Source organism: Acinetobacter sp. ABJ_C4_1, assembly GCF_044538495.1.
Classification (GTDB): Bacteria; Pseudomonadota; Gammaproteobacteria; order Pseudomonadales; family Moraxellaceae; genus Acinetobacter; species Acinetobacter nosocomialis_A.
Window position 1 is genome coordinate 268851 of the sequence record NZ_JBIUCQ010000003.1, and the last position, 19924, is coordinate 288774.

Annotated in this window: 15 protein-coding genes; 4 read left to right on the forward strand and 11 right to left on the reverse strand. The window is 40.3% G+C overall.

Annotated elements, in window-relative coordinates:
* Window positions 1-3 precede the first annotated feature (3 nt).
* The 7 genes from ACIF8R_RS06565 to ACIF8R_RS06595 all read right to left on the reverse strand — a co-directional run bounded on the left by ACIF8R_RS06565 (window position 4) and on the right by ACIF8R_RS06595 (window position 10586).
* The gene (locus ACIF8R_RS06565; RefSeq protein WP_396479871.1) at window positions 4-1197 is read right to left on the reverse strand and encodes an MFS transporter; all 1194 of its coding nucleotides are present in this window, start codon (window positions 1195-1197) and stop codon (window positions 4-6) included.
* Between the two features lie 293 nt (window positions 1198-1490).
* Window positions 1491-1955, reverse strand: coding sequence for a bacterioferritin (gene bfr / locus ACIF8R_RS06570; protein WP_001214863.1), 465 nt, complete (start codon window positions 1953-1955; stop codon window positions 1491-1493).
* A 254-nt stretch (window positions 1956-2209) separates the two neighbouring features.
* Window positions 2210-4246 (reverse strand): NAD-dependent DNA ligase LigA, encoded by a 2037-nt coding sequence (ligA, locus tag ACIF8R_RS06575; protein WP_396462941.1) that lies wholly within the window; start codon window positions 4244-4246, stop codon window positions 2210-2212.
* A 94-nt stretch (window positions 4247-4340) separates the two neighbouring features.
* Window positions 4341-5372, reverse strand: coding sequence for a cell division protein ZipA C-terminal FtsZ-binding domain-containing protein (locus ACIF8R_RS06580; RefSeq protein WP_396479811.1), 1032 nt, complete (start codon window positions 5370-5372; stop codon window positions 4341-4343).
* Between the two features lies 1 nt (window position 5373).
* Window positions 5374-8823: a chromosome segregation protein SMC gene (gene smc / locus ACIF8R_RS06585; protein WP_396479813.1), complete on the reverse strand. Its 3450-nt coding sequence runs from the start codon at window positions 8821-8823 to the stop codon at window positions 5374-5376.
* A 10-nt stretch (window positions 8824-8833) separates the two neighbouring features.
* A complete protein-coding gene (locus tag ACIF8R_RS06590; protein WP_022575884.1) occupies window positions 8834-9529 on the reverse strand; it encodes a GntR family transcriptional regulator in 696 nt (231 codons plus the stop codon).
* A 253-nt stretch (window positions 9530-9782) separates the two neighbouring features.
* Window positions 9783-10586, reverse strand: coding sequence for a sulfite exporter TauE/SafE family protein (locus ACIF8R_RS06595; protein ID WP_022575885.1), 804 nt, complete (start codon window positions 10584-10586; stop codon window positions 9783-9785).
* A 30-nt stretch (window positions 10587-10616) separates the two neighbouring features.
* Here ACIF8R_RS06595 and ACIF8R_RS06600 point away from each other — a divergent pair, with 30 nt between their 5' ends.
* Window positions 10617-11369: a biotin--[acetyl-CoA-carboxylase] ligase gene (locus ACIF8R_RS06600; protein WP_396479815.1), complete on the forward strand. Its 753-nt coding sequence runs from the start codon at window positions 10617-10619 to the stop codon at window positions 11367-11369.
* Window positions 11370-11384: 15 nt separating this feature from the next.
* Window positions 11385-12119: a pantothenate kinase gene (locus ACIF8R_RS06605; RefSeq protein WP_396479817.1), complete on the forward strand. Its 735-nt coding sequence runs from the start codon at window positions 11385-11387 to the stop codon at window positions 12117-12119.
* Window positions 12120-12168: 49 nt separating this feature from the next.
* Here ACIF8R_RS06605 and ffh read toward each other — a convergent pair whose 3' ends face one another.
* On the reverse strand, window positions 12169-13578 hold the full coding sequence (ffh, locus tag ACIF8R_RS06610; RefSeq protein ID WP_000460622.1) for a signal recognition particle protein: 1410 nt from the start codon (window positions 13576-13578) through the stop codon (window positions 12169-12171).
* A 140-nt stretch (window positions 13579-13718) separates the two neighbouring features.
* On the opposite strand from ffh, the gene ACIF8R_RS06615 reads away from it, so the two are divergent.
* Together ACIF8R_RS06615 and ACIF8R_RS06620 are read left to right on the forward strand one after the other, a co-directional pair.
* Window positions 13719-14528, forward strand: a complete 810-nt coding sequence (locus ACIF8R_RS06615) for an inner membrane protein YpjD (RefSeq protein ID WP_000624644.1) — start codon at window positions 13719-13721, stop codon at window positions 14526-14528.
* Window positions 14529-14611: 83 nt separating this feature from the next.
* The gene (locus ACIF8R_RS06620; RefSeq protein WP_396479819.1) at window positions 14612-15556 is read left to right on the forward strand and encodes a tRNA dihydrouridine synthase; all 945 of its coding nucleotides are present in this window, start codon (window positions 14612-14614) and stop codon (window positions 15554-15556) included.
* Window positions 15557-15633: 77 nt separating this feature from the next.
* On the opposite strand, the gene ACIF8R_RS06625 is transcribed toward ACIF8R_RS06620, so the two are convergent.
* The 3 genes from ACIF8R_RS06625 to ACIF8R_RS06635 all read right to left on the reverse strand — a co-directional run bounded on the left by ACIF8R_RS06625 (window position 15634) and on the right by ACIF8R_RS06635 (window position 19917).
* The gene (locus tag ACIF8R_RS06625) at window positions 15634-16587 is read right to left on the reverse strand and encodes a DUF6160 family protein (RefSeq protein ID WP_396479821.1); all 954 of its coding nucleotides are present in this window, start codon (window positions 16585-16587) and stop codon (window positions 15634-15636) included.
* Between the two features lie 160 nt (window positions 16588-16747).
* Window positions 16748-19159 (reverse strand): DUF6160 family protein, encoded by a 2412-nt coding sequence (locus tag ACIF8R_RS06630; RefSeq protein ID WP_396479823.1) that lies wholly within the window; start codon window positions 19157-19159, stop codon window positions 16748-16750.
* 32 nt (window positions 19160-19191) lie between these two features.
* The gene (locus tag ACIF8R_RS06635; RefSeq protein WP_396479825.1) at window positions 19192-19917 is read right to left on the reverse strand and encodes a DUF6160 family protein; all 726 of its coding nucleotides are present in this window, start codon (window positions 19915-19917) and stop codon (window positions 19192-19194) included.
* Window positions 19918-19924: the final 7 nt, after the last annotated feature.

Consider the following 19924-nt stretch of genomic DNA (forward strand, 5'->3'; position numbering starts at 1 on the left):
AAGTTACTTTGCCTTCACAAGGGTAAAGCGATTGAGTAGAGCAATCATAGTTAATAAAACTGCTACACCTGTTAGCACTGTGGTTAGACTGGTCCACTGACCAATTAAGCCGATTAAAGCTGGACCACTTAATGAGCCAGTGTAAGCAATGGTTGAAACCAAAGAAAGCGCTGCTGCTTTAGGCATATCATTTTGACGGCCAACACGTGAAAACATAACAGGCACAATGTTAGAGCAGCCTAAACCTAAAAGTGCGTAACCTAATACCACGACCTGCCAAACAGGTGCCATCACAATAGTGACCATAGCAAGAGCTGCAACAATTGCACTATAAGTCACAATGGTTTTCTCGCCCCATTGTTTTAACAAGAGATGTCCTGCAAAACGACCACTTGTCATACTAAGTGCAAAGAATGTATAAGCCAGCCCCGCAAAAGCAGGATTCAGCTGATATTTACTCGTTAAATAAATACCACCCCAGTCCATCGCGGCACCTTCTGACAAGAAGGCAATAAAACACATCATCCCAATTAAGAGAATAGTACCATTGGGACGCGAAGATTTTTTCGGTGCGTCAGTTATTTCTGCTGCACCTTTTTCATCTTGCTCAAAGGTTGTTAAAGCAGATGGGATAGCAACAAAACTAACAGCCAATAAAATCATGACCACAGACAGCGTACTCATGAATGGTGAAAGACCAATTGCCAATAGTGCAGTAACAAGCATGGCACCTATTAAACCACCAAGGCTACACATACCATGAAAACTGGACATGAGTGCACGTAAGCTGTTCTTTTCCACCACAACTGCTTGTAAATTGATAGCAACGCCAAGACTACCTGCTGCCGTACCAAAAATAAATAACGCCACCGCCATCGATACAAGACTATGCCAGATTGTCAAACTTGGTAGTAATACTGTTAAGAGTATAGTCGCCACAGCAATTAAAGGACGACATCCCCAACGCTTAACTAAAGCCCCTGTCGCAGGCATAGCAATCATTGAGCCGATTCCCATACAAAGCAGCAATAAACCAAAATTTGCATGATTTAGGTTTAAACGTTGCTGTGCATAAGGAATAAGTGGCGCCCAAGCAGATATCGCAAAGCCCAAGCTAAAAAAGCTAAGACGAGTTGCTAATCGTTGTGTGCTTAAGAGAGTAGCTGTATCTAAAACAGCAGGTTTGGAAAATAACATATACGCGAAGCTCACCATAAAACCATTGGCGATCCATACCAACCGATTCCCCATAGAAAAACCCCTGCCTTATTAAGTTCCAGGCAAGGGTTTTTGTTGGTGAAATTATATCCAATTCCACAAAAAAAACATGGGGTCTGATACAATTTTTCTGACTTTTTTGTAACCGCCAAAGCCTTATATAGTAAGGCTTTGAATATATTCAATTTGACAATATTAACCTCTAAGGAATGACTTCATTTTATTAAAATGAGCGAATAAAAAACCCAGCTTAAGCTGGGTTTTTCAAATCATTAAATTTGAGACTGAATATAATTTTGTAGGCCAATCAGTTCAATTAAACGCAACTGTTTTTCGAGCCAATAAGTATGGTCTTCTTCAGTATCTGATAATTGTTGACGTAACATGTCACGACTAATGTAGTCGCCTTTTTCTTCACAAAGTTTAATACCTGTCGCTAATTTTTCACGTACGTGATATTCAAGTGCTAAATCAGCTTTTAAGCAAGATACAACGTCTGTACCAACATTGATATCTTCACGGTGCATGTTTGGTTTGGCACCTAAAAATAATACACGACGAATAATTGCATCGGCATGAGAAGCTTCTTCTTGCATCTCATGGTCAATACGCTCATAAATCTTGTTTAGGCCCCAATCTTCATACATACGAGAATGGATTAAATACTGATCACGGGCAGCCAACTCTCCGCCAATGAGCATATTTAAATAGTCTATGACTTCTGGATTGCCACGCATAATAAATCTCCTATCGTATGAGACTATTATGGGCAATCTTAAAAATGATTGCAAAATAAAAAATAGTTAAGTTTATGATTTTTATCAAATTAAAATGAGAAACATACGCATTTGCAGTTTAAGTTATTTAAATTTCCTCTGCAAAAAGAAACGCTTGTCCGATTTATAGGCTCAAACAAGCGTTCAAATATGGCATAAACCATCAATTTATAAATTTGTAACTAAAATCAATGGTTCTTATTTCGCTAAGTCTTTTAGCTCAAAGTCTGCCCATAACCCGCCATGAGTGATAAGAAGTCTGTTTCGTTCATGACAGGAATACCTAATTTCGCTGCTTTTTCTAGTTTTGAACCAGCCTTTTCACCCGCAACCACACATTTAGTTTTACTCGATACACTACCACTTACACGCGCACCTAATGCTTGGAGCATTTGAGTCGCCTGATCACGCGTCATTTGCTCTAATGTACCTGTAAGTACCCAGCTTTCACCATTTAATGGCTGACGTGTTGGCGCAGTTGGTGCATCCCAATGAATACCCGCAGCAATTAAACGATCGAGTACTTCAATGTTATGCGGTGCCAAGAAGAAATCAGCAATCCATTCAGCAGTAATATCGCCTACATCAGGAGTTTTCTTCAAAGCTTCAATATCAGCAGCTTTAAGAGCTTCTAATGTCTGGAATGTATTGGCTAACATTCTAGCTGTTGTTTCACCTACCCCACGAATACCTAAGGCATAAATAAAACGCGCAAGAGTTGTTTTCTTACTAGCTTCAATGGCATCAATAAGGTTCTGTACTGACTTTTCACCCATTTTTTCGATGCCCAACAGCGTTTCTCTGTGTTCATGCAAATGGTAAATATCAGCAACATCTTTGAGTAAATCGAGGTGTAATAAAGACTCAACCCAACGATCTCCCAGACCTTCAATATCCAGAGCTTTACGCGATACGAAGTGACGAATAGCCTCAATACGCTGTGCAGCACAATATAATCCACCAGAACAACGTGCGAGAGCCTCACCTTCAGGCATAACCACTGGAGAAGCACATACTGGACAGTTTTCAGGTAAATGAACAATCTCTGCTTCAGCAGGACGGAACTCTGGCCAAACTTTTTCTACTTTAGGAATAACATCACCAGTACGATAAACACTTACCGTATCTCCAACGCGTACATCTAGACGATGAATTTCACCAATATTATGCAAAGTCACGTTAGAAACAGTCACACCACCCACAAAAACAGGGTTTAAGCGTGCTACAGGTGTTAAAGTCCCAGTACGGCCTACTTGCCAGTCAATCTGCTCAACAGTGGTCAGTGCGGCTTGCGCAGGGAATTTATAAGCAGTTGCCCAGCGTGGTTCACGGCTTAAGAAACCAAGCTGCTGTTGCTGTTTTAGGTCATCGACCTTTACGACCATACCATCAATTTCAACTTGTAGGTTTGGACGTTCTTGCTGAATTTGTTCGTAGCGCTGCTGTACTTCTTGAATTGAGTTACACAAGTACTGACGTTCCGCAATTTGAAAACCAAGTTCCGTTAACCATTGCAAGCTATCATGCATGGTCGTTAAGTTATGATTTGGTTCACACTGCGCAATACCATACGCATAAAATGCTAAAGGTCGGCTAGCAGCAATATTTGGGTCAAGTTGTCTTAAACTTCCTGCTGCTGCGTTTCGAGGGTTAGCAAAGGTTTTCTCGCCTTTTGCCTCTTGGTCGGCATTGAGTTTTTCAAAACCAGACTTTGGCATGAGTACTTCGCCACGAACTTCGAGCAAACGTGGAATTTCGTACTTTTCCGAGTGTAAAACTTTAGGTAAGTTACGAATGGTTTTTACATTTTGAGTAATGTCTTCACCGGTTTCACCATCACCACGCGTTACACCACGAACCAATACTCCATTTTCATACCATAGTGAAATTGCAAGACCATCGAGTTTTAATTCAACTTCATATTGTACTTTTTGGTTTGGTAGTCGCTCTTCTACACGGCGTGCAAATGCAAATAAATCTTCTTGGTTAAATACATTGCCCAGGGAAAGCATTGGCACCACATGAGTCACACTTTCAAACTTTGAAAGCGCTTGTCCACCTACTTTCGTTGTTGGTGAATCAGCTTGTACAAGTTCAGGATATTGCTCTTCTAAAGCTTTTAGCTGATGAAATAAATGATCGTATTCACTGTCCGAGATTGTCGGCTGATCCATGACATAGTAGGCATGGTTATGCTTTGCAATCAGTTGAATAAGCTGACGCATCTGTTCGATCACGGAAGTTATTGCCATTATGTTATTCACCATAAAAAAGGGTGGAAATTTCTCCACCCTGAGCTGCGACTAGATATGTTGCAATTATCGCAACCTATACAAAAAATTTAAACTAGGCTGTTGCCTGTGCAGGACGATAATCAATCACATGATGGCGCCAATGTTCTTTTAACTGTGGCGTAAACTCAAGGTTATTTTCATCATAAACCTTACCATCAATTTCACGAGCAATAAGACCTGCAATACTGGTCATCATGTCAAAACCAGTAACTGCCTTACTGTTTGGAAGTGCAAGGAAAAATGCCAAGCCTTGAACTTGTTCCGCAGATAAAGTTTCCAAATCAAAACCAGCTGGACCGTTATCTGTCATACGAAGTACAGAGAACATGAGTGCACTTGGTTCATCGGTATTTTCATAACGGTGGAAACAAGACATTTCACCGTAACGTAGACCGTATTTTAAAAGTACTTTCAGTGCCTTATCACCCGATAACGCACGGCGCGGATTTGGATAAACATTTAGTGCAATAATCTGCTCAGCCATTGCTAACGCACTTTCGTCGTCAAAACGCTGTTGCTCATGCAAATGTACATCCAGAATATTACTTTCACCTTCAAACTCGGCAATTTCAGCCGTTTCAATGTTCGGATTTAAGCTTAATTCAGGTTCTGCTTTAGAATGCTCTTCTGCCACTTTTTCTTCTGATGAGCTTGTAGCTTCTGTTGCAGCAGAAACGGTATCAGTTAACTCAACTGAACTATTTTCACTTACAGTTGGACTAACAGTATTTTCTTCAGCTTTAACTTCTTCTACTGGAGTATTTTCAACGGGTGCTTGTGTCTGGTCTGTTTGAGTTTGTGAAGCTTGTTCTACTTCTTTTGTTTCCTGTTCTTTTGGCTGCGCCTGCTCGCTTAAAGTCGGTTCTACACGTTCAGCAACAGCTGATGATGCTACAGCTGCTTCTGCCTGTTCAAGTTGGTCTCGTACATGACGAGGAATAACCGGTTGATTACTTTCAGGATTAATATGTAAATCACTGTCTAGCGAGGGTTCAGCATGGTTCGGCTTTTTTAAAATCATTCTTAAGCCAACTAGCATGATAATAATGGCAACAACGATGCCAATAATCGTATTGATTTCCATTCTATGACTCCGAAACTAACCCGTATTCTTTTGCCTGTTCTAAATTGACAGTGACTAATTTTGATGTGCCCGGTTCAGGCATGGTTACACCCAACAAGTCAGTTGCCATGGTCATCGCCAGCTTATTATGTGTAATGTAAATGAATTGTACATGTTCAGAAAGCTCTTTTACCAAATTACAATATCTCTGTACATTCGCATCATCGAGTGGTGCGTCCACTTCATCAAGTACACAAAACGGTGCCGGGTTTAACCTGAAAATGGCAAATACTAATGCTAACGCCGTTAACGCTTTTTCTCCACCGGAAAGTAATGCTAGAGAACTATTTTTCTTTCCAGGTGGTCTCGCCATGAGCTTAACCCCAGATTGCCAGTCATCTTCCAGACTTAAACTTGCCTCACCACCATTAAAAACCTTTGGAAACAGGTTTTGCAACTCTTGATTGATCTGGTCAAAAGTCGTCATAAAGAGTTTACGGGTTTCTTGGTCAATGCTTTTCATCGCATCTTTTAACTGAGTTACCGTATTTTCCAAGTCTTGAATTTGGTGGCTCAACTCATCAAAACGCTGAGAAACTTCTTCAAACTCTTGTGAGGCTGCCAAGTTAACCGCACCGATTTTTTCAAACTGCTTTTGTACCTTTTCCAGTTTTTGCTGGTGCTCGGTTAAATCTATTTTTAAGCCTGTTTGAAGCTCAGCATTTAGCTCTTTTAGCTGCTCTTGATAGTGCTCGCGGTCTGATTTAGCTGCTTGCCATGCTAAACGTTTGACTTCAAGCTGCTCTCTAAGCTTTTCATCTTGCTGTTGGTACTGATGGCGTTGGTCTGTGAGTGTTTGTTGCTTCTCTTGCACACTATTAAGCTCAAGCTGCCAGTCATTCCAAGTCTTTTGCAACTTTTCAGTCTGAGCAAATTGTTGCTGAAACTCTGATTCAAGGTTTGGTAACTCTAACTGAATAGGGTCAACAAACTTTTTCGCCTGTTCCATTTGCGCTGCAATTTGTTGATATTGACTCTGCAAGAATGAAATATCTTTTTCAAGCAGCTCGATTTGTTGAGTCGTCTGCGTGCTGTTACGACGTAAAATCTCGCGTTCTTGCTGCTGCTGTTGTAAAACTTGTTGTTGCTCTTCGAGTTGTTCTGTTAATTCTTCTACCCGAAATTGCAAAGTTTTATAGTCAGGTAAAATGGTTTCTAGCTTCATCGCAAGCGCATGCAAATCAATTTCAAGATCGTCTTTTTGCATTGCATCTTCTTCAAGTTGCAGGTCTAACTGAGCTAACTGATCTTTCAATTGCTGTTTTTGCAGTAAAAATGCTTGTGCCGCAGTTTGCTGTTTAGCAATTTGCACGTCTAGCTGCTGCAAGTCTTTTTGTTGTTGTTTAATAACTTGTTGTTTCTGCTGTAAGTCAGCTTGTACCTGTGCAAGTTTTTCTTTTTGCTGAACAGTAACTTGATCTAATGCTTGTAGTTCAGGTTGCTGCTTTTGAAGAACTTGTTCAATTTCATCTAGACGAATACGATGACTGAGCATACCTTGTGCACTTTGACTTTCGTCATCATACATAAGAGCAATGACCCAATCTTGCCCGACATGATAACCATCTAAAGTCAAAATAGACTGGCCATGTTGTAGTTGCTTTTGCTCATTTAAAGCATCAGATAAATTTTGCGCAATCGCTACATTTGAAAATATTGAAAGCTGTGGTGACGCAATCCAGTCATTTAAACAGGCCAAATTTCCTTTAAATTTGCTTGTTTGTTCTGACGGTTTTAACTGGCGAGCAATTCCTTCCTGAAAGACTTGTTCGGTTTCAACAATATGCGCCTGCAACCATTTTGCTAAAAACTTTTCAACAATCTGCGCGTGTGGCTTACCCTGCTCCGTTAACTCTAGAGCCTGCATTAAACGTAGCGTATCTTGGTTTTGCTTTGGACTTTGTTTAGCAACAAGCTGGCTTAAGTTTTTCTGCTCAGATAATAAAACCTGTATTTCTGTTTTCAGTGTTTGTTGCTGATTTTTAGTTGCCTGATGCGCTTGTTGAGACTGTTCAATCTGTTGCACATACTGCTCAATATCAGCCTCTAACGTTGAGATTTCACGACAAAGCTGCTGTTGTAGTTGCTCAAGCTCACCTTGTTCATCTTCGTGTACTTGCGATTGAATCTGACTTGCCTGATGTTGCAGCGTTTCTTTTTGCTGCTCAATGCGCTGAACATTTTTGCCTAGCTGCTCAATTTGCGCAGACATTTGCATTTTTTGCTGCTGTTGTTTTTCAACTTGAGCTTTTACTTGTTCAAACTGTTGCTGTGCTTGACGCTGCTGTGCTTGTAAAGCAGCAAAGTTTTGCTCTGCTTCGGCTGCGGTATGTTCAACCGTCGTTAAAGCTTCAGTTTGTTCTTCTAGCTGATTACTTAACGTTTCAAGCTGTAGCTCGGAAAGTTGTAAACGCTCTTTCGTCTGAGCTTTTTGCTGTTCTAATTGAACCAGTGTCGTACTATTTTGCTGAAATAAACTCTGTTTTTGTTCTAGAGTCATTTTTAGTTCAGACAGTTTCTTTTCAGCTTGCTGCCACTCTTGTTGTAATGGTGAAGATTGCTGAATAAGTCGCTGAAATAAAGCACTGGTCGATTCTAAATCATGTTCAATTGTACTTAACTCAGAGCGGACTAACTTAAAAGTTTCGCCCAGTTCATTCATTTGAACTGTATATTCTTCTTGTAGACGTACACTTTTATCTGCCTGAAAAGACAAAATTTCAATTTTTAGGGTACGAATCTGACTTTCTAAGGTTTTATATTGAACTGCAGCTTCTGACTGGCGTTTTAGCGTTTTAAGCTGTGATTTTAACTCAAGCGCAATATCTTCTAAACGTGAAAGGTTTTGCTCAGTATGTTCAAGATGCTGCAAGGTTTCGCGGCGACGCGCCTGATAACGAGAGACGCCCGCTGCTTCTTCAATAAAAATACGCATTTCTTCAGGTTTAGCATCAACTAAACGGTTAATCATGCCCTGTTCAATCACAGCATAAGAGCGTGGCCCTAAACCCGTTCCCAAGAAAATGTCGGTAATATCACGGCGGCGGCAACGTGTACCATTTAAGAAATATTCAGACTTACCTTCACGGGTCACCTGACGACGAACAGCGAGCTCGTTATAAGCGTTATAGGCTCCACCCAATTTGCCGTAGGTATTGTCAAAACGCAGTTCCACACTGGCAACACCCACTGGCTTACGCTTGGATGTTCCGGTAAAAATAACATCTTGCATGCTACCACCACGAAGCTGACGAGCGTTTGACTCACCCATCACCCAGCGGATCGCATCAATAACATTGGATTTGCCACAACCATTTGGACCAACCACTGCTGTGCGGTTAGCCTTGAAATTTAAAGTTGTACTATCTGCAAAAGATTTAAAGCCGGAAAGTTTTAAACTGCTTAAACGCATAATGCCCTAACTAACGGCGTGAGCGTCTCGCCCAAGCCAATTCAATCTGTTTCATTCGTGTCAGCGATTCCAACACAAGGTTACGTAAGTGTCGACAAAAATCTTCCATAAATAAAGCGGCTTGTTGTGATTTTCGGATTAAAATTGCATCAGTCACGAGTTTAAATAATGCAAACGCTTCTTGCAGTTCCCTTTTAGAGGTATTTAGGGTCAAAAAATAACTACGACGTAAAGAAGGTAATAATTCTTTATAAAATTTCATTAAGTAAGGATTACCGACCATATCTTGCTGTTCAGCCAGATATTGGAAAATGGCATCGTAGAATTTTTCGATATCGCCTGCTTTTACATGCTCAAGAAGTTGTTCTAATAAGAGCTGTAATTGATCAGCTTCGTGCGCACGCCATGTTTCACTGATGCGTTGCACGATATGTCCTAATAGCATCACGTTTGTATCAAACAGTGCTTTCACTTGTTGTGCAGACATTTCTGAGACAATTGCGCCCCGACGCGGAAAAATTTCAATTAAATGCGTACGTTCAAGTAATAATAATGCTTCACGAACCGACCCCCTACTTACATCAAGCTCTTTCGCAATACGAAGCTCTTGTATGCGTTCGCCTTCTACCAATTCGCCGCTAATAATCTGTTCGCTAATATATTTTACAATTTGCTCAGAAAGACTTTCTGTCTCTTCGAGATTCATAAATCACCCGCTACTTTTTATATGCATTAATCCATGCTTTTCTTTCGCATCCTTGTTTTTAACTGATCCCATCCATTAAAAACTATGTCATTGTCTGACAATTTTATTGCATTTTAAGCCAACCCGCCCAAAATCCATACAGAAATCGGATGAAAAAACTTATCTTTAGTCTGTTTAAATCTTCAAATAAAAAAAGCTTAAACCATGTGAGTCTAAGCTTCTTTTTCTATATTTTTCTAACTAAATGCGCTTTTTAATTCATAAAACCTTTATAAATAAAGTAACTGCCAACTACCACGAGCAAACAAGCAAAGCATTTTTTCAACATTTGTGGTGATAAAGCATGTGCAACCTTAGCCCCAAGTTTAGCCGTCACAAAACTCATGACACTAATACCAATAAACGCATAGATATGCACATAACCAATCGTATTAGGTACAGAAATGTGCTCTTTAGCACCAAACCACATAAAGCCAATTGCACCCGCTACAGCAATAGGTAAACCACAAGCGGCAGAAGTCGCAACTGCTTTTTGCATGACTACGCCATGACGGTTTAAATACGGAACGGTTAAGCTACCGCCTCCAATACCAAAAATTGCAGAGGCAATACCAATGCCACCACCTGCCATAAATTGCATAGGTGTTGAAGGGAGCTGACGTGTTGGGTCAACAACAACATTTGCGCCTTTAAACATGCGATAGGCCATCACAACTGCAAAAACCCCAATAAGGAGCTGTAAATGCTGACCAGACATCAAATCGGCAATCCCCGCCCCTAAGAATGAACCAATCACTAGCCCAGGTGCCAAATTACGAAAAACAGGCCAAAGTACTGCACCTTTTTTATGATGGGCAGAAACTGAACTAAACGACGTCACAATAATGGTTGCAAGCGATGTTCCTACTGCAATATGCATGATTACCGCAGGGTCATAGTGCAACTGGGTAAAAACGACATAGAGGATTGGTACAATAATTAGTCCACCACCAACCCCAAACAATCCGGCAGTAAAACCAGCAATTGCGCCAATGAGTAAATATATGATTAACTCCATAAATGTTTTACCACTCTGCTCATATTCAACATGGATTTAGAGACTCGCCAACTACAACAACTTTTAAGCGCAAAAAACCAGCTTCCAGAAGTGGTTTTATTAAAAGCAACCACAACTTCGACCAATGATGATATTCGTGAAATTGCCCAGAAAGGCATTACAACAGGCTTGGTTTGCAGTGCTCAACAAACTCAAGGGCGAGGTCAACATCAACGGCAGTGGATTTCACCTGAAGGAAACATTTATTTAAGCACATTGGTGCAAACTCGAACACCCTTAGATGGTCGCTTAGCACTTGAAGTTGCTCTAAATATTTTGCAAATCCCGCAGTTGCAAGCTTTGAGCTTGCAAGTGAAATGGCCAAATGATTTGTATAGTGCGCATGGGAAATGGGGGGGAATTTTGGTCGAACCACTTTCTCAGCATCAGGCTATTGTAGGCGTAGGGATTAATTTAAAAACACCACCAGTGACTGATAGTGATCAGCCAATCACCTCTTTAGAAGATTTAGGTCTAGAGCAAATGAGTAGGCTTGAGCTGATTTCAGAACTCTATATTGCAATTCAAAATGCAGCTCGCTGGTTTGATCATGGTTGTTATAACTTAGCAGGTCGTTTTAACCATCATGCAGCTTGGTTGAATCAGTTAGTTCAATTCGAACATAGTCAAGGATTGGTACATGGCCGTTTTGTTGGAATTTCTAATGAAGGTGCAGTAATTCTTGAAACTCCAGAGCCACAGCAGTTTTATCAAGGTCGTTTAAGACCACAGACAACTCAGTAATCAGGTATTTTCCCCATGAAAAGTTTATGGCTTGATATCGGAAACACACGTTTAAAATACTGGATTACTGAAAATCAGAAAATTATTGAACATGCAGCTGAACTACATTTGCAGTCTCCTGCCGATTTATTACTTGGATTAATCCAACACTTTAAACATCAGGGTCTGCATCGCATTGGAATTTCTTCAGTACTCGATACTGAAAACAACCAACGTATTCAGCAGATTTTAAAATGGCTTGAAATCCCTGTTGTTTTTGCCAAAGTCCATTCGGAATATGCAGGCCTACAATGTGGCTATGAAGTACCGAGTCAACTCGGGATTGACCGCTGGTTACAAGTATTGGCTGTGGCAGAGGAACAAGAAAATTATTGTATTATTGGTTGCGGAACAGCGCTTACTATTGATTTAACCAAGGGCAAACAGCATTTAGGCGGTTATATTCTGCCAAACCTTTATTTGCAGCGCGATGCGCTGATTCAAAATACTAAAGGTATTAAAATTCCCGATTCGGCTTTTGATAATCTAAACCCGGGAAATAACACAGTAGATGCTGTACACCACGGTATTTTGTTAGGCCTGATTAGTACAATTGAAAGCATCATGCAGCAATCTCCTAAAAAGCTGCTCCTCACAGGTGGAGATGCTCCTCTTTTTGCTAAATTTCTGCAGAAGTACCAGCCAACTGTTGAAAAAGATCTTTTGCTTAAAGGGTTACAGCAATATATTGCTCATTATCCTAAAGACTAAAATACAGAACAAAATAAAAGGCGCTCTAGGCGCCTTTTATTTTATGGTTTTATTTCTTTTGGTCGTTGTTACCAAACAGTGGTCCCATACCGCCACCACCGCCAAATTGTTTTTGCATATTGCCTAATGAACGCATCATTTTGCTCATACCAGATGGATTCGCAAACTTCTTCATCATTTTAGCCATTTGCGCTTGTTGCTTAATGAGCTTATTCACTTCAGCAACATCCATACCACAACCTGCCGCAATACGTTTTTTACGACTTGGGTTCATCAGGTCTGGGTTACGGCGTTCTTTAACAGTCATTGACTGGATAATAGCTTCCATCTTTTTGACTTGTTTTTCAGGGTTCGCTTGCTCAATCGCTTGCTGAATTCCCGCACCGCTCATACCAGGCAACTTGTCTAAGAAGCCCATCATGCCGCCCATCTTTTTCATTTGCTCAAATTGCATCAGCATATCTTCAAAGTTGAAGCTACCGCCTTTTTGCAATTTTTTCGCCATTTTCTCGGCTTTTTCTTTGTCGATTTTACGTTCAACTTCTTCGACTAAAGAAAGTACGTCACCCATACCTAAAATACGTTGAGCAACACGATCCGGATGGAATGGCTCTAAGGCATCCAGCTTTTCGCCCATACCCAAGAACTTGATTGGCTTACCGGTAATAGCACGTACAGAAAGTGCCGCACCACCACGCGCATCACCGTCAGTTTTAGTAAGAATCACACCTGTAAGTGCCAAAGCATCGTTAAATGCTTTAGCAGTATTTGCAGCATCCTGACCTGTCATGGCATCAACCACGAACAGAGTTTCAGTTGGCTTAACTGCTGCATGCAATTCTTTAATTTCATCCATCATGTCTTCATCGACATGTAAACGACCCGCTGTATCGACAATCAACACATCAGCAAACTGGATTTTTGCCTGCTCAATTGCACGATTAACAATATCAATTGGCTTTTCAGAAGGATCTGATGGAATAAAGCCTGCGCCAACTTCTGCTGACACAGTTTCTAACTGTTTGATCGCTGCTGGACGGTAAACGTCGGCAGAAACGGTCATTACTTTTTTCTTTTGACGTTCTTTTAAGAAACGTGCCAGCTTGGCAGCAGTTGTAGTTTTACCTGCACCTTGTAAACCAGCAAGCAATACAACAACTGGAGGCTTAGCACTTAAATCCAGTGTTTCATTTGCCTCACCCATCATCTTGGTGAGTTCGTCATAGACAATTTTTACAAATGCCTGGCCTGGAGATAACTGGGTCATCACTTCTTGGCCCAATGCCTCTTCCTTAACTTTCGCGATAAATTCACGAGTTACAGGTAACGCGACATCGGCTTCAAGAAGAGCCATACGTACTTCACGTAAGGTATCTTTAATATTGTCTTCGGTCAGCTGCCCTGAGCCAGTAACATTTCTTAAACTCTGCGTGAGTCGTTCTGTTAAGGTATCAAACATTGCAAAATCCGCTTAAAATGGCTAGTTGCAAAAAAATCTTTCTCGAAATAGAAAATTTATGCATAGAATGCTATAGGATACTTTAGTTCGCAGCGAATTTATATCTTATCTAGATGAATTAATCCTGAAAAAGGTTTGACATGATTAGCCTCCCCTTGGTTTACACAATTTTGGCACTCATCGCATATACCACTTCTTTCTGGTATCTGTTCATACGTTTAATGTCAAAACGTGAACCAAACCCATGGTTATTTGCTCTTGTTACGACCTTGGCACTGCTGCTGCACGGTACAGTTTTATGCCATGCCATGCTGACGCCTTTAGGAATTAACTATGATGTTTTTAATTTAGTCTCTTTTACATCATGGCTTATGTTGTTGTTAAGTTTAATTTTTAGTACTTTTCGTCCAATTGTACCTTTAAACTTACTCGGTATTCCTGTAGCGGCTATTGGCCTTATTTTGGGTTTTGCATTTAGCAAACCAAATCAGTTTATTGAGCAGCATTCGTTAGGCCTAGATACTCATATTATTCTTTCACTTTCTGCCTATGCAGTTCTACTCATGGCAACCATACATGCCATCTTAATATGGTTCCAAAATCGTGAACTCAAAAAGAAACAAAAAAAACGTTTTTGGGTCAACTTACTCCCGCCTATTCAGGCCATGGAGTCATTGTTATTTGACTTAATCATTACTGGTTTTATTTTATTAACCATTGCTCTTGCATTTGGCTTCTTAACAGTTGATAGCTTCTTTGCTCAGCATCTCGCTCATAAAACCGTATTTAGTATTATTTCATGGATTATTTATGGTTCATTACTCATTGGCCATTACAAACTCGGATGGCGCGGTCAAAAAGCGATTCGTTTTACCCTAATTGGTTTTGCCCTTTTAGCGATTGGTTTTATTGGCAGTAAATTTGTACTCGAAATGATATTAGGCCGATAAAACAATTAAAATTTCAGCACTACTAGACAGCGTTATACATATCCCGTATAACGCTGTTTTGTTTTAATCAGGTGACTCAGACTGTGAAACTCATACTCGCTCCAATGGAAGGTTTAACTGACCCGATCATGCGGGATACGCTCACATCTGTTGGTCATTTCGACTGGTGTGTAACCGAGTTTATTCGAGTTACAGACAGCATTTTACCCGACCATATTTATTATAGTTTTTGTCCTGAGTTAAAGAACGACGGTAAAACAGCTGCTGGAACACCCGTGCATGTTCAGTTCTTAGGGAACAACCCAGATATGCTGGCAGCAAATGCTGCAAAAGTGGTTGAACTAGGTGCTCCTGCAATCGACCTTAATTTTGGTTGCCCTGCAAAAACAGTAAATAGACATCGCGGTGGTTCCGTACTTCTCGATGAACCAGACGTGGTACATATGCTCATTAAAGCAGTCCGCGATGCTGTACCAGCGCATATTCCTGTTTCAGCAAAAATGCGTTTGGGTTATCTCGATGAAAACCACACCATAGAAAATGCCCATGCGGTCGAAGATGCTGGCGCAAGCTGGCTAACAGTACATGCGCGAACGAAAGCAGATGGCTATACGCCTCCTGCCTACTGGGAAAAAATTCTACCGATTAAAGAAGCTTTAAAAATTAATGTCATTGCTAACGGCGAAATCTGGACCAATGCCGATGCTAAAGCTTGCCAACAGCAATCTGGTTGTGAAGATTTAATGATTGGTCGTGGTGCTGTGACGACTCCCGATTTAACGCAGTGCATTCGTAATAATATGGATGAGGCATTATTTAGTTGGGAACAACTGGTTGATTTGCAAATCCGTTTTTTAAATGGTCAAGCAAAAACAGAAATTGGTATGGTGGGTCGTTATAAGCAATGGTTAGGCATGATGACCAAAGCCTACCCTCAAGCCAAAGAACTATGGGACCAAGTTAAACGCATTAAAGCTTTAGATGATATTGTTCAAAAGTTAGAACAAACCAGTTCATCACATAGCTAGTTACTTAAAATTTATAAAAGAGGGTGGCTGTTTATACAACCATCCTCTTTTTTTATTTCAAGTTCAGTGATTATTTTTTAAAAACCGCTTACTTTCATTTTAAAGTCGGTTACCGAAGCACCCGTGACTCCAAAACTCCCCATAGACCCATTAGGTAAATTATTAAACGTTGTTGGACTTTGTATTCCCGCATTTCCTAAAGTTATATTGTTAAGTGACGCATCAAATTTACTTGAGACACCTGTATTGCCAAAAGTAAGCCCCGTCGGGTCAACTCCAGCATAAAACCCATCAAGAACAAATCCTGTAGATGAATTTGTTCCTGCAAATTTAAACCCAAAGTTAGCGCCAGTATTATCAGATACTAAAGTAATTGGGCAACCAGATGCCGCAGAACAAATCGATTGAATGGCTCCACCAAATTTGACCATGATAGACTGGGCTGCATGACCCAATTGAATGTTTAAACGAGGTTTATTGGTCTGTACAAAGTTAATATCTAAATTTCCAGTAGAGCGAATCAGCTCTTTCACTCCTGTATTTACTGTTGTTCCCGAACTAAAAATTGATTTTGGTGCATAACTGGTTACTGCATAGTCAGAAGGGCTAGAGACTGATGTATTGGGGGCCAAATAAACTGAAAATGGTGTAAGCCGAATACCATTGACGTCACTTCCCATCGTGACAGCCAAGTTAACAAAAGGCTTACCCGCACCTGCATCGGTATCTATAGCAATATTGAAAGAAGGATTGGTCGATACAGCCGCTTTAATAAATTCTATACTTGGAACGGGATTAGTAGAGTTCCCCGCAATGACGAGACCAGCTTTACTATTGTAAGAGGTAGAGGCAATACCATTGGTATCAATCAAGGCGACTTGATTAAATTTAACTTTATCGGCCTGAATGCCTAGCGTTAAACCATTTTGACCCGTCGTTGCTGAAAGACTTTGATCATCTAATGGCTGCATCGCAAAAACACTTGAACTACTGGCAAATAATAACCAGCAGACTATATTTTTATTTTTCATGTTGCTCTAATCCTTAAGAGACAAACGTTTATTATTTGTTCAGATTATCAGAATAATAGATGAGTACAAAACAATTATCCCTATAACCCGACGAATGCAAATCCAATCACATTCAAAATAAATTTTTTATAAAAAGTGGCGATATCGCCACTTTTCTTTATTAGTTAAAAGCACCATTTCTCGGCACAATACTGAAGCTACTATTTAAACGTCCACCAGTAATTGCAAGTTCACCTAAACGTGCGCCTGCCCCTGTTGAAGGTGGATAGAAATTAATATCTTTAACACGCAAAGCACCATCAATGTTCTTATCAGGGTTAAAGTACACTGCGGTATTTACACCTACTTTACCCAAACCGCTCGCACTGTCTTTTCCAACAACTAATGCCGTGTTAAACGCAAGCTTACCAGTCATATTCTCAAAACCAATTGCAGAACCATCAATCGGATCACTAATTTGGACTGAGTTTCCAGTTGCTGTGGCAGGCATCGTAAAATCACCCAAAACAGTGAGTGCACTACCATCAGCAATTGAACTATTTGGCACTATCGATAAATTTAAATCACCGCCTAAGCGTAGTTTAAGACCAAATAAGACATCATTATTTCTGGCAAAGTTATCAATTGGTGAAGTACAAGATCCTGTTGCCGGACAAGTTTTATATTTAGCACCTGGTAAATAACCCGCTGCAATTTCAGTTGATAAGGCCAGTAACATATCTTTTAAACCGATATTTAAACTGCCATTTTCTAAACCGATAGTGCCATTACCTTTGAGGAACATATCGATATTACGTAAGCCCATGTAATAGTCGGTAGGATTACCCGCATTATTGGCATTTGGAGAACCATCAATTAATAAAATTGAAGTTGTTTTTGTACCGCCTGCATCACGTCCTGTTGTGCCAACAGCAACACCAAATCCTAAACGCGAAGTCGTTCCTGAGGTACCTACAGCATTCTGAACGGGTCTACCATTAGCATCTTTTGTATAGTAAAAAGCGCTATTCGCAGGTGCATCTACCCCATAAACTGCTGCATTGGCATTTAAATTATAAAAAGGTAAAGCCAAGCCCCACTGGTTACTTAAACCATTATCTGCAAATTGATTAGCAGCAGCGACATTCGCACTTGTGGTGAAACGACCTCGTCTTGAAAATGCTTGAAACTCCGCTCCACGCATCGCAAGAATTAAACTAAATGGATTAGTCACCGTATCACGGTGAATATTATGTTGATAATCGGCAGCGGTTGTTAAAGTACCAGATCCTAAACGAATACTATTTAATGTCGCGTTATTTGGCATTAATAAGTTTTTTGTATCGGCAAGATTTAAATAAATATTCCCGCTATCAAAATAACCACGCGTCGCCGAGTTAAGTCCCGTTAAATTACCAAACTCGAAACCATAGGCGTTCAGCCCTGCCCCACCAATTTCTAAAGTCGTGGCTTTGCCATCGGCGCCTAGCATAGAATCGTTATCTTTAGTGAACTCACCTTTCATACGAAAGGCAATTCCCGTATTACCCAAAATACTATTACTTGAGGTGGTGCCTGAGGCAGTATTTGCTGTACCTAAGGTTGTCGTGTCCGAAGAGCCATCCATACCACGGACTTGTAAATAACTATTTACCATACGTCCGCTTGCACCAAGTCGGATTAAACCTTTTGAATTTTGCGGTGTATTGGTCGCATCCAACCCATAAGGATTGGTTTTATCTACATTGGAACTAAGCATTACTTCAATGTTTAGACCCGAATTAGTCACTTTACCATTGCTATCAACATAAGTACCCGCTGTTAAACCAGAAGCTGAGTCGGCTACCCGATTAAAATCGACATAGCCATAAGTACTATTTGGGGTTTGCCCAACCGCAGCCACATTTGTTCCAGTATTCGTTTGTAAAACCACACCACGGATAGGGTCAATAAACATGACCCCTTTACCCACAAAATTAAAGTTAAAATTCTTTAAAATTAGTTGGTTGAGCTGACTACGAGCATCTAACTGTCCTAAATAAATATTTGCGTTATTTATCCCCAATGTCATATTTGACTGGCTATTTGGGCTAAATAAACCGTCTTGAGTAGTCAATGCTAAATTTAAAGGTGAAGTTGTTTGGATAGCCAACTGCCCTAACGTAGGTGAACATGTAGCGGAACTATTACAAACCTTAACGCTATTTACCGTAATGAGGGATGGACTACTTTGCATAGAAAAATCGACCCCAGCTTTACCTGTAGTCGTATTACTTCCCACATCTAAACGGTAGTTCGTTCCTAAAGCTTGTGTAGATGCATTACTTTTTTGTATTTTTACACCGCTCGCTTGAGCTCTTAAAACTTGATCAGCATTTGTTGGCGTTCCCGCATGGTCATCCCAGTAAGCATTATCAACATTGATCTCGTTGAAAGTCGTTTGAATCGAGATTCCATCTTGACCATTGACCGCACTCAAATCGGCATCGGTTAAAGCTTCTAAAGCAAAAACTTGTCCACTCACTAACAACATGCTGGCTGTTAATGTATTTAAAATAAACTTTGAGCCGTGACTTTCTTTATTTTTGTTCATCACTTCAGTTCCTTTGAAATCTACATTAACCGTTAACAACGGGGATGGCTACCATCACAGCTAAACACCATGACTTTTCCTTGAATAGCCAAGTTGCCGTTCATCATTAAACCCATAAAACCTGTTTCACGCCCATAGTCGTAGGCTGAAGGTGTCGCCGTAGCCACTTGCTGAGTTGCACTGTTTGCAGTCGCCGCATACGTTGGTTTTTTGAAATATGCATAATCATACATATTCGTACTCGAGCCTTGGGTCGTTGTTGAACTTGTAAAGTTATCTTGCTCAATGGATAAAGCATTAAAACCAAAGTTACGTATTAAAATTGGTTGTGCTGCACTAAAACTAAGTTGAATAGCAGGTTTTATAATTTCGGTATTAGATTTATCAAGATACTTCAAATCAGCACCATCCAAACCCATTTTTTGAATGTTTAAAGTTCCTTGAACACCTTTAAACACTAACCAAAGCTTATTACCGCTATCACTATTTTCAGCCCACCCACTTGGCTTAGTTGCATCTGCTTGCACAAAACGTTTATTAATCGCTAAACCAATATGACAGAACTCTACGTTTTCACAAACGCCGCCACTGCTATTATCAAATATGCTGTTACTGGTTTGGTTTAAATTGAGCATGAGTGATAAATCAGCACCTGCTTGGCCATTAATGGCTTGTAAAGCGTCGTTGTCCAAAGTCTGTAATTCTGCATGAGTCGCAGTTGCACAAAGAGTAAGGAGTAAAGCAGTTATTTTTTTCATCGCATTA